This is a genomic window from Nitrospira sp. M1 (assembly GCF_965152605.1).
Genome location: NZ_OZ224217.1, coordinates 3,739,325 through 3,750,947, shown reverse-complemented (window position 1 = coordinate 3,750,947; position 11,623 = coordinate 3,739,325). Strand labels below are relative to the sequence as shown.

Here is an 11,623-nt window from a genome sequence, read left to right as displayed (position 1 = left end):
TCGTGCCGTCATCTTTTTTAGCAGCATTTTTCAAATTTCATTTTCTGTTTTTCATTGAATCTTATGGCTAAAAAACGTATGCGTGTTGGCGTGATCATGGGGGGGCGGTCGGCCGAACGGGATATCTCGTTACAGACGGGGAATGCCGTGTGTGCGGCGCTGACTCGGCGAGGGTATCTCGTGAAGCCTATTGAGGCCGATACCTCTCTGCCTTGGAGCTTGCGATCGAAAAAAGTCGAGGTCGCATTTCTCGCCTTGCATGGTCGTGGCGGCGAAGATGGAACGGTTCAAGGCCTGCTTGAGGTGTTAGGGATTCCCTATACCGGTTCGGGGGTACGAGCCAGCGCGATTGCCATGGATAAAGCGTCGACGAAAGCGCTGTTCCAATCCCATGGTCTTCCGGTTCCTCGAGGCGTCGTCTTGCATCACGAATATCCGAAACGAATCCTCCCCGCAGGACTGAAATGGCCTGTCGTGGTGAAGCCCAGTAGTGAAGGGTCGACAAATGGCGTCTCGATTGTCAGGAGTTCGAAGATGTGGCGCTCGGCCCTTCGTCGTTCGTATCAATATGATCCGAAGGCTATTGTCGAGAGCTATATTGAGGGTCGGGAGATTACGATTGGTGTCATGGATGGCAAAGCCCTTCCCGCAGTCGAAATTCAAGCGCCAGGAGGTTTCTATGATTATCAGGCGAAATATAAAAAAAAGGATACTCGATATGTCTGTCCTGCGTCGTTACTGAAAGGGCCGTTAAATCGGATGCAAGTCCTGGCGGTTCAGGCGTATGACGTCCTTGGGTGCGAAGGCGCGGCGCGCGTGGACTTTCGACTGAGTCGGCAAGGTCGTCCAGTCATATTGGAAATCAATACCATTCCTGGCATGACCGAGCGAAGCTTGCTTCCGATGGCCGCCGCACAGGCTGGTCTGCCATACGATGAACTTGTTGAAGGTATGCTCAACAGTGCCCTGAAGAATCCACCGAGACTTTTTGCCTAAGGAAGAGATGCCGATGATTCGCCAGCGTCAGAGGACCGTACGAAAAAATCAGCCAGTCAACAAGCCAGGGCGTCGTCGCCGACGTCCGAAGCACACCGTTTGGCAGAAAATGATGCGTTGGGGTATGGCAATGGTGTTGGCGGCCCTGTGCATCGTTGGTGTGTGGGAGTTTGATCGAGTGGAATCGGTAGCAATGAGTTTAACAACGGTTCAACATGTCACCATTATCGGGCTGAATGAATTAGAGCGAAAGGATATCCTTTCGAAGCTGAATCTCTCACCTGAGACGAGCTTGTTCCATATTCAGTCAGACTCGATCATTGCGGATCTCACATCGCATCCCTGGGTTCGGAATGCGGCGGTTGAACGAATATTCCCGCATACGTTGGCTATTCGAATTGATGAACGAGAGCCTGCGGCCGTTTGGCAGTCCAAGGACGCTCGATATGTCCTTGATGCACAGGCGAAGGTTCTTTCAACGGTTACGAATGAGCAATTCCCTGGGTTGCCGGTGGTAATGGGGATTCCCGAAGATTTTGCTCTATCTGGCAATGACGACGTTCAGCAGAAGGTCCGTGATGGCATACTCGTTGGGAGTTTGTTGTCGAGTGGATTCAATGTTGTTCCAACAATACATGTGAATACACCGTCAATGGTTCTGGCCGACACTCAGGATTTCCGTTTCCAATTTCATGATTCGATTGAGGCCCAATGGCAACGGTTCCAAGCATTGTATCCCTCGATTGAAGCACAGATTACGCGTGAGGCGACAGAGATTGATTTGCGATATTCAGGAAAAGTAATTCTTCGAAAAAGGGAGTGATACGCAATGTCGAAGAAAGAACGCATCATCGTTGGCTTAGACATCGGAACGACAAAGATCTGTGCCGTGGTGGCAGAGGTTCTTGATGATACGTCTATTAATGTCATTGGAGTCGGTTCCAATCCGTCGCGTGGCCTACGAAAAGGTGTTGTCGTCAATATTGAGAGTACCGTCGAGTCTATTAAAAAAGCTGTGGAAGAAGCGGAACTCATGGCTGCAGTGCAGATTAACTCCGTCTATACGGGCATTGCAGGAAGTCATATTGCGAGTGAAAGTACGCATGGGGTGGTCGCGCTGAAAAAGCGAGAGGTCTTGAACGGGGATGTGAGTCGTGTGATCGAAACAGCTCGTTGTGGCGCTGTCATTCCTTCGGATCGTCGCGTCCTCCATGTTCTGCCCCGTGAATTTATTGTTGATGACCAAGAAGGCATTCGTGACCCAATTGGGATCGCCGGGTCACGGTTGGAAGTTGATGTGCATATCGTGACCGGTGCGGTAACCTCGGCGCAAAACCTTGTGCGATGCGTGAATCGAGCGGGGCTGGATGTTGCCGATATCGTTCTGCAACCGCTGGCATCGAGTGCGGCGGTGTTGTCGCCGGAAGAGCGGGAACTTGGTGTGGTGATGGTTGATCTTGGGGGTGGGACGTCGGATGTGGCGATTTATGTCGAGGGAAGTATTCGTCATTCTGCGGTGATTCCAATCGGGGGGAACCATTTGACGACGGACTTGACCGTGGGACTTCGTACCTCTCATGCCGATGCCGAGAAAATCAAGATTCGCCATGGGGTGTCATTATCTGAACAGGCCACTGATGAAGAAACGATTGAGGTGCCGAGTGTCGGAGGTCGTCCGCCACGTTTGGTTTCTCGTAGTCATATTGCTGAAATTCTTGAGCCACGAGTGGAGGAGATGTTCGATCTGGTTCGTCGAGAAATTCGTCGTGCTGGGTATGATGGTATGCTGGTCGCCGGTGGAGTGATTACCGGTGGCACCTCACTGCTTCCAGGCATGGCGGAAGCCGCAGAACGAATCTTGGATTTACCGGTTCGAAGTGGAGGTCCGACCGGTATTGGAGGGTTACGAGATGTGGTCAGCAATCCCATGTGCGCAACAGGCGTCGGATTGATTTTGCATGCGGTCAATCATGAACAGGTTTTGCAAGGAATGGGAGTCGGTGGGATAAGCGCGGGAAGCGGACGATGGTCTTCGGTCTTGGACCGTATGAAAGATCGTGTTATGAGTTTTTTTTAAGTCTATGGCATAGGCTGAAGACGTGCACCGATCTCTTGAGGAAACGATGAATGTCCATGTGTTTCATTACAGTTCAGATACCGAGTTTGGCGAAAGGAGGCCATAATGTATTCATTTTCAGAGGAAGATTCATCTGCCATTCGCATTAAAGTGATTGGAGTTGGTGGAGCGGGATGTAATGCGGTCAATACGATGATTGCGGCAGGGCTCAATCGCGTAGAGATGGTGGTTGCGAACACGGATGTTCAGGCTCTGGAAAAGTCTGAGGCCCCGTTTAAAATTCAGTTAGGTCCTGAACGGACGCGCGGACTTGGCGCTGGTGCGCGACCGGAAGTGGGAAAAGAAGCGGCATTGGAAAGTGAAGGGCAAATTCGTGATGCTCTTGAAAATGCCGAAATGGTCTTTGTGACTGCCGGAATGGGTGGGGGAACCGGGACCGGTGGAGCCCCGATTGCGGCCAAAATTGCTCGTGACCTCGGCATCTTAACTGTCGGCGTGGTGACGAAGCCATTTCAGTATGAAGGGCATCGTCGAACAGCCTATGCGGAAGAGGGGCTTCGGGAATTAAAGAAACATGTCGATTCGCTGCTTGTGATTCCCAATCAAAAGCTCTTGACCTTGGTCGATAAGAGTACTCCGCTTCTTGAGGCGTTCAAGGTTGCCGATGATGTATTGCGACAGGCCATTCAGGGAATTTCCGATGTGATCACGACGCCAGGTTTTGTCAACGTCGATTTTGCCGATGTGCGGACTGTGATGAGTTATTCTGGACGAGCGGTGATGGGATTAGGTGTTGGGCGAGGTCCGAGTCGGGCGAGTGAAGCTGCCAAACAGGCGATCTCAAGTCCGCTCCTCGAAGATGGAAGCATTGCAGGGGCTCGAGGCCTTCTCTTGAACATTTGTGGCGGACCCAGCTTAACGCTGCATGAAGTTGATGAAGCATCGACCATTGCGAAGGAAGCCGCTGACCCTCAGGCCAATATCATTGTGGGACAAGTCATTAATCCTGAAGCCGGCGATGAAATCATCGTGACGGTGATCGCGACGGGATTTGAGCAAAAGGACACTGGGTTTACTCGTCCTCAGCAGCGTGAGGTTGTTCGGGAGACTGTTCGTGAGACTCCAGCACCACCCCGTGAAGCTCCAGCTCTTGCTGTGAAGCCAGCGAATGAGCCCCTGTTGGCGTCGGTTTCCAACGAATCGGCGTATTCAGATGAGGAGTTGGATCGCCCAACCTTTATGCGACGATATGCTCCCAAACGAGCTCATCAAGAAAATGGGAATTTGCTCGTTGATGACGATTGGGACGTGCCAACATTTTTGAGAAAGTCATCAGATTCATAGGGGGAATGGTCTATCAGTCTTCTCATAAGACAGATTCCTAAAGAGGGCCCAGCCTTCGGAAAAGGTTACGGACGTGGACTCTCTTTCATTCCCTGAGTGTATTCCTGCCGAGCATGGCTTTGTCCATTTTTTTGGAACACGGCAAAGTCCAGCAGCTCTCGTCAACACAGTTCAAGTGGGACAGGTGACCCCTGTCCCACCGGATTACCCTTTAGTGATTTCCCTCAAGCAAGTCCACGGGAAATCGGTATTGGTTTTTGATGAACCTCTTGATGGCAATGCGACTCTCGCAGAAGGGGATGCACTGGTCACCAGTCAACCTCAAGTCCTGCTCGTCGTGCGTACTGCTGACTGTGTGCCTGTGCTTTTTGCCGATCTTCAGTTGCGTGTGGTGGCGGCAGTTCATGCTGGATGGCGAGGTGCTGTAGCTGGAATTGTCGAGGAAACCCTTTCAACCTTGAAGGATCGGTATGGGACAAAAACCGAACATCTTCGTGTGGCGATTGGACCTTCGATTGGTGCCTGTTGTTTTGAAGTTGACGGTCCAGTCATTAGTCCCATAAAAGCGCAGTATCCGTATTGGGCCAAGGTCGTGAGTCCGATTTCTTCGACGCATGCCAAGGTGGATCTGAAAGAGCTCATTTTCCAACAATTACAGCATCAGGGTATTGCCTTGGCGGCAATCAGCAAGAGTGATGCTTGTACACAATGTGATGCGAACCGATTTTATTCGTATAGAAGAGAGGGGCGAGTCAACGGGACGATGTTGAGTGGAATCATGATAAACCCCTAAAGAGTAAGAGCGTGAAGTGACGAAACGGCGATTTCGGATTACAATAGAGTCAAGGAAACATTGTCTCTGATTATGGAATGGTGAATGCGGAGCCTGTGTCTTGTTCAATTGCTGAAAATATTCAACTCGTCGTACAGTCGATTCAAGAGGCCGCTCTCCGTGTGGGGCGAGAACCCAAAGACATCCGATTAGTCGCTGTGACGAAAACCGTCCTTGCTGAACGGTTGCGTCACGCGCATGCTGCCGGCATTCGGACTTTTGGCGAAAACCGTCTTCAAGAGGCTCAACAGAAACAAGCGTCGTTGCGGGACCTTGTTGATGTGTCCTGGCATTTTATCGGACAGGTCCAACGTCGGAAAATTAAAGATGTGGTCGGCCAATTCGATCTCATTCATTCTGTGGAAAGTCTTGAGCAAGCGAGAACGATGGACAAGTGTGCTCACGATCTGGGAATGACCCAAGCGATGTTGTTGCAGGTGAATGTCAGTGGAGAAGCGACGAAGGGTGGATTTTCAGTGTCTGATATGCTGAAGGCCTTGCCGGAATTCGAACGGATGAGGCATGTGACCGTACGAGGATTGATGACGATTCCCCCGTGGTCTGAGGATAGTGAGCAGGCAAGGCCGTACTTTCGTGAACTGCGTGCGTTAGCCCAGACCGTTACGCAGCAGGCCTATCAGCGGACGAAGATGGAAGAGCTGTCTATGGGGATGTCTCGTGACTATCTCGTTGCTGCGGAAGAAGGCGCCACAATTGTACGAATTGGAACGGCTCTCTTTGGCTCTCGTGATCCTGTAGAATAAAGGAAGACGATCACACGAATATTTTGCTGACGAAGCCGTATCGCAAGGAGGTTTATGTTTATTGCCGCCAATATACTCGAAGGCGTGGCCCATGTGTTGGATTGGATTTTAACCATCTACATGTACGTCCTCATTGCGCGTGCGCTGATATCCTGGGTGAATCCTGATCCCTATAATCCTATCGTGCAGTTTTTAAGCCGGGCGACGGAGCCTGTTCTTTTTGCTATTCGTCGACGGTTGGGATATGGTATGACCATTGATTTTTCTCCGATTATTGCTATCCTCATCATTATGTTTTTGCAGTATGCCGTGGTTCGTTCGTTGTTTGAACTGGCGGCACGGATGCATTGAGAGATTTTGTCATGAAAATTACACCACTTGATATTCAACATAAAGTGTTTGACGCCAAGTTTCGCGGTTATGAGAAGCGACAGGTCGACCAGTTTTTAGAAGAAGTCGCAGAAACAGTGGAAAGCCTGACGCGTGAAAATGCTGTGCTGAAAGAAAAAATGTTGTCCAAGGACGATGAATTGGTCAATCTGAAAAAGACAGAGACCACGTTAACAAATACGTTGATGTCGACACAGACCTTTGTTGATCAATTGAAGCGTGGCGCAGAGCGCGACGCGGAGCTCATTGTCAAAGAGGCAGAACTGAAAGCCGAAGAAATCCTTGCGCAAAGCCGTACGGATTTGATGGAGCTCAGACGGATGATTGCAGATCTTCGTCGCCAGCGAGCCCTTGTTCTGGAGCGTTTGCGTTCAACCTTAGGGGCTTTTCATCGTTTGATCGAAGTCGAAGAACATGCCGATCCCATTCCTGACGTTGTTGAAGAGTCTGCCTACAACACTGATCAGGAAAGTCTTCCAGAAGTGTAATCCATTCGAAAGAGTCTTTATTAGGTCAATGTCCGATGGACACGATTGATCCCATCACCCGGGCATTGCAAACGGGCATTCGTGACCAGATTTTTCCGGGTGCGGTCTTGTGGGTCCGGAGCCATGGGCATCTCCGGTATCATCAGGCAGTCGGCCTCACCTCTTACCTAGCTCCCAATCACCAAACGTCTCTTCACACTATTTATGATCTCGCCTCGTTGACGAAGCCCTTGGCTACGGGAACCGCCATTCTTTGCCTTGTGCAAGAAGGTGTTCTTGAGATTGATCAGCCAATTGGTTTGATCCTGCAGGGATTGCGTGGAACCCTTATTGAACATGCCACGGTTCGAGATCTGTTATGCCACCGATCAGGTCTGCCAGGTTGGCGACCGTACTATGAACAGTTCGTTCTGCAGAATGGAGCGTTACCACAGGAAATCACACGAGAGGCTCGTTGTCACGAAGTTCTGAAGCATATTGCTCAAGAGCCTTTAGAGTATCAGCCAAGAATTCAGAATGTGTATAGCGACCTGGGGTTCATGCTGTTAGGACTTGCGATTGAGAGCGTTACCCAACAATCGTTGAGTCAGTATTGTGCTGAACAGATGTATAACCACCTCAATGGATGTTCATTATTTTTTGGAGACAATGTCGCGAATTCGTCGGTTCATGAACGGTCTGCATCGGAGATTGCTCCAACTGAACAGGATTCTTGGAGAGGAAGGCTCTTGCAAGGGGAAGTGCATGATGAAAATGCATATGTGTTGGGAGGAGTGGCTGGTCATGCTGGATTGTTTGGAACAACAGAGGCTGTGGGTGCCATCACTCAGGCGTGGGTCGCAGCCTATCATGGTCGTGATTCGTTGCTTGATCCGACGCTGGTCCGGCAATTTACATCACGACAAGGAGAGCCAAATGATTCGAGTTGGGCTCTTGGGTGGGATACTCCATCGAAATCTTCATCCTCTGGAAAGTACTTTTCCGCTTCAGCCTTTGGGCATTTGGGATTTACCGGCACATCGGTCTGGATCGATCCGGAAGTTGAATTGGAAGTCATTCTTCTCACCAACCGGGTACATCCTACCCGTGCAAACAATGCCATTCGGCAGTTTCGTCCAATGATTCATGATGTGATTTATGAGGAAATCGTTCGGAAGGCGTAATGCTCTGAAAAGAAAAGAAACTTAAAACAGTTCAATCATAGCTTTATGTCCTGGAGCTGAAGCCAGACGTGCATCACAGGTGACTAAGGGTGCCCCCAACAGTTCCGCTAGTGCGACATATGTTGCGTCATACGATGTGAGATTCTGCCGTAAATCCCAAATACGATACAGAAACAAATTGTGAGCATATCGGGTTAGTGGAAAGTCTGCTAAGTCTTCAATAGCCTGAAACGCACGCGCCGCTGAAAGTTCACCGTGTTGGCAGTATCGCCGCAAGACGTGAGTAACTTCAATATCCAATAAGTGTGGACAATGTAGTGTTTCCCGCTGATGAAGGCATCGTTCTTGGAGCTGAAGGCCTTTGGAGGTGCAGAGTAATTGTTCTAGCAACGCTGAGGCATCAAGGACGATCACCGTTGTTCCCGTTCTCCTCGAATGAGTTCGGCTGGGGAAACAGGGAGTGTGACGGAAGTTCGACGGCGAAGGCGATCACGCATTTCCGTCGGTGTGGGGAGTTCAGCAAGCTCGCGGATGTGCCCAAGAAGATACTCTGATAACGAAAGCCCTTCCATGGCAGCTCGGCCCTTCAATTTGCGATGTAATTTGTCCGGGACGTTTCTTAGTTGAATCATTTTTGACATGTGATTATGATAATTTCATGTGCATAACATGTCAATGGCTAGTGTAGGGAACCATAAATGCACTTTAGCCTATTGACATCAGGGCTTTACTGGCACGTCAATCTGGAATGATCCGAAAGTCGAATTGGAAATGCTTCTCTTAACCAACCGTGTGCGTCTCTCCCGTGAAAACAACAAAATCCGCGAGTTTCGTCCGATGATTCATGATGTGATTTATGAGGAAGTTTAAATAGAGGCATGTCCAATTTCTTCAGATACTGAGGCAACATTGCTAGCGTTCCATTATCTGCTCTCTCTGAGAGACTATTCACAATCCTCCTTGAATTTCTGCCTCCGTGATACTCATCCAATCATTTTCATCGTTTCCGCGATTCACGATTCTCACGTATTGGCCGGTTTGGTCTAGGAAATCATATGTTTCAAGATTCAACGTCCCTCCGCTACTCTCTCTTGGCACGTTTGGATCTCCGATGGTGATCCAATGTTCATTATCTGTTGATGATTGTATGAAAAAGCGTGCCCTTCGTTGATCGCCTCGATACCAGGCGAGAGAAATTGAAGAAATTACCCGGGTGCTTCCTAGGTTTATGACGATGTATTCATCAAGGCCATTTGCCGCCCAGCGTGAAATGAGATTACCGTCAAGAATATTGTCCGGGACATTGGGGTCTTCGTGGCTGCTGGCTTCAACGCCGGTTATAGGGAGTACAAGAGGAACGGCTCCGCGTTCAACCGAACCACTATCACAAACCGCATTGCCATCTTCGTTTCCATCCACAGGCCGTATATACCCTCTTTGATCTGTGGTAGGACAACCGCCAAATCCGCTGCCATGGTCGATGGCTGGACTATCTAATTGTATTCGGTGTGTTCGAGTTGTTCCGCCCCAGTTCGAAAAAACATTGAGATTGGGATCAAGTGGATTGTTTTCAGTGCCCGTGAGGTCAGAATTAGTTTCAACGCTACAATCTGACGTTAGTACACCGATGATATTTCCACCCTGTGAAGAAATGACCCCAGGGTCGGCACCTGGCTCGTTCGGCGTATCGGTTCGGCAGTCAGGTGTATAGCCTATACTGCCCTCAGTATCGATATTGTCTGCAAGAATCGAGTTGACCAATGTGATCTCGCCTATATTGAAGATGCCTCCACCGCCGTGAACTTCGGAGGCGGCATTGCCGGGCGTCGATCTGGCCTGATTATCTGTAATCGTGGTGAATGAAATATCGGCGTCCCCATAATTCATGAGCCCTCCGCCGCGAATTCTGGCAGTATTCCCACTGATGGTGCTATTGTGAATTTCCATGGTGCCCCCGGCATTCCGGATTCCTCCCCCACGCGTGGTGAAATTTCCTGTAATCGTACTGTTTTCGATCGTCAGGTCAGCTCCCAAAAAGTTCATGATTCCAGCTCCAGAGTGTTGAGTTCCACCTCCACCTGCCGAAGGAGGGGTCTCAACGGTTGAATCGTTGGGAATTTTGTTATCCCGGACGGTACTTCTCGACAGATAGAGACTTCCGTCATTCGCAATGCCTCCTCCTGGGGCGCTGGTTTCATTGTCTTTGACGATGCTGTCAGTGAGTTCTAGCGTACTTCCCTCCGCGATAAATATTCCTCCTCCTGATAACATGCTCCCGCCTCTTCCATTTTGAATGGTCAATCCTGATATTGTTACGTCAGCTGAGTCAGCTGATGTTCCGATCGCAAAAATTCGTGTTTCATGAATCCCATCCACGGCGGTAACATTGGCTCCTGAACCTTGAATGTCCACATCCTCCGTGATCTGAAGCCGGCCACCACCTTGATTAGATGGAAGAGTTAACTGATAGACACCTGGGGGAACCTCAATCGTATCGCCGACAATCGTCGCATTCGCCTCTTCGATGGCTGCCCGCAAGGTGCACCGACCTGCATTGTCTGTAATAACATCGGGTCCCCCATTTACCGCGATTTCGCATCGAAAGTCTCCTGGATTGGCATCGGGCTTATCGATCATGTTGTTGACTCTGAACGTACACCCACCAAGGAGGATAAACCATAGAACGACGACGTTGAACACGTGAAAGATAGAGACTGTTTTTCGAGTAAAGAGCTTCATGGTAAATCTCCCTCAGGAATATTTGTATTTTGGTATGATGCCTAATAGATATGACTGCGACGGGACTTATAGAGAGCAAACTGTATACCAGTGAGAGTGTTGTGTTTAACGTAAACTGTCATCGCGACTGTTATGTCTTAGAAGAGTGCAGGTTAGACTGTTTTAGGCAAGTGTGAAGTATCGGAATAGATAACAAAATTATCCATTCCGATATCTTGGTGGCATTAAAACAGATTCAATCTTGAACTCCTATGAATATCCAACTTGTGAAAATAATAAGATTCGTGAGTGATGTTTCAATGATTCATGACGTGATTTATGAAGAAGTTGTTGGAAAAGGGTAGTACTTAAGAAAGGAACTTCTAGAACACTTCAATAGTTGCCGTATTCCTAGGAGCTGTAGCCAGACGTGCATCACAGATGACTAAGGGGCCCCCAACAGTTCCGCTAGTGCGACTTTTCCATCATGGATTGCGGCTTCACCGACTTCGCTCGCTGGTACGTTCTCCATCAAGTCCAGGTATTCCTTGTCATTCATGGCAAATCCAGTTTGCCCTTTCGTCGTCTCTACTCTCGTTTCGTGGACAAAGCCACGGGACTACGCTGCGATCAGATCATTGCGTTGACCGCGGCGAAGGCCCGCAAAGATTATCCGCAGCATCTGCGACGCATCAAGGTCTACGTGCCGAACACGACCGGCATTTATAGCGATACCAAATAACTTCTAGCCGAATTTACATCATGTACACAGCGTAAAAACACACGTCGGATAGACGGAAGTATATTGGAACGGCTATAGAACCCTCTGCAAAAGTCAGTTGAGTTGAGGG

At 49.4% G+C, this 11,623-nt stretch carries 12 protein-coding genes; 9 read left to right on the top strand and 3 right to left on the bottom strand.

What is annotated here, in order from left to right; all coding sequences use genetic code 11:
- The first annotated feature begins 63 nt into the window (after positions 1–63).
- From ACWHX8_RS16905 to ACWHX8_RS16865, 9 genes are all read left to right on the top strand, one after another.
- Positions 64–996 carry a D-alanine--D-alanine ligase gene (locus ACWHX8_RS16905; RefSeq protein WP_447969305.1) on the top strand — a complete coding sequence of 311 codons (933 nt, stop codon included), beginning with the start codon at positions 64–66 and terminating at the stop codon, positions 994–996.
- 7 nt (positions 997–1,003) lie between these two features.
- Entirely contained in the window at positions 1,004–1,819 is an 816-nt protein-coding gene (locus tag ACWHX8_RS16900; protein ID WP_447969304.1) for a cell division protein FtsQ/DivIB, read from the top strand.
- Positions 1,820–1,825: 6 nt separating this feature from the next.
- Positions 1,826–3,073: a cell division protein FtsA gene (gene ftsA / locus ACWHX8_RS16895; protein ID WP_447969303.1), complete on the top strand. Its 1,248-nt coding sequence runs from the start codon at positions 1,826–1,828 to the stop codon at positions 3,071–3,073.
- Between the two features lie 105 nt (positions 3,074–3,178).
- Positions 3,179–4,417 carry a cell division protein FtsZ gene (gene ftsZ, locus ACWHX8_RS16890; protein ID WP_447969302.1) on the top strand — a complete coding sequence of 413 codons (1,239 nt, stop codon included), beginning with the start codon at positions 3,179–3,181 and terminating at the stop codon, positions 4,415–4,417.
- 73 nt (positions 4,418–4,490) lie between these two features.
- The gene (gene pgeF / locus ACWHX8_RS16885; RefSeq protein ID WP_447969301.1) at positions 4,491–5,210 is read left to right on the top strand and encodes a peptidoglycan editing factor PgeF; all 720 of its coding nucleotides are present in this window, start codon (positions 4,491–4,493) and stop codon (positions 5,208–5,210) included.
- A gap of 95 nt (positions 5,211–5,305) precedes the next feature.
- Positions 5,306–6,013, top strand: coding sequence for a YggS family pyridoxal phosphate-dependent enzyme (locus ACWHX8_RS16880; protein ID WP_447969300.1), 708 nt, complete (start codon positions 5,306–5,308; stop codon positions 6,011–6,013).
- A gap of 54 nt (positions 6,014–6,067) precedes the next feature.
- Positions 6,068–6,364, top strand: a complete 297-nt coding sequence (locus ACWHX8_RS16875; RefSeq protein ID WP_447969299.1) for a YggT family protein — start codon at positions 6,068–6,070, stop codon at positions 6,362–6,364.
- An 11-nt stretch (positions 6,365–6,375) separates the two neighbouring features.
- The gene (locus ACWHX8_RS16870; protein WP_447969298.1) at positions 6,376–6,891 is read left to right on the top strand and encodes a DivIVA domain-containing protein; all 516 of its coding nucleotides are present in this window, start codon (positions 6,376–6,378) and stop codon (positions 6,889–6,891) included.
- Between the two features lie 35 nt (positions 6,892–6,926).
- Positions 6,927–8,054 carry a serine hydrolase domain-containing protein gene (locus tag ACWHX8_RS16865; protein WP_447969297.1) on the top strand — a complete coding sequence of 376 codons (1,128 nt, stop codon included), beginning with the start codon at positions 6,927–6,929 and terminating at the stop codon, positions 8,052–8,054.
- 21 nt (positions 8,055–8,075) lie between these two features.
- Here ACWHX8_RS16865 and ACWHX8_RS16860 read toward each other — a convergent pair whose 3' ends face one another.
- From ACWHX8_RS16860 to ACWHX8_RS16850, 3 genes are all read right to left on the bottom strand, one after another.
- A complete protein-coding gene (locus ACWHX8_RS16860; RefSeq protein ID WP_447969296.1) occupies positions 8,076–8,468 on the bottom strand; it encodes a type II toxin-antitoxin system VapC family toxin in 393 nt (130 codons plus the stop codon).
- Entirely contained in the window at positions 8,465–8,695 is a 231-nt protein-coding gene (locus ACWHX8_RS16855; protein WP_447969295.1) for a hypothetical protein, read from the bottom strand. The genes ACWHX8_RS16860 and ACWHX8_RS16855 overlap by 4 nt, the downstream gene beginning before the upstream one ends.
- A gap of 307 nt (positions 8,696–9,002) precedes the next feature.
- The gene (locus tag ACWHX8_RS16850; RefSeq protein ID WP_447969294.1) at positions 9,003–10,793 is read right to left on the bottom strand and encodes a discoidin domain-containing protein; all 1,791 of its coding nucleotides are present in this window, start codon (positions 10,791–10,793) and stop codon (positions 9,003–9,005) included.
- Positions 10,794–11,623 lie beyond the last annotated feature (830 nt).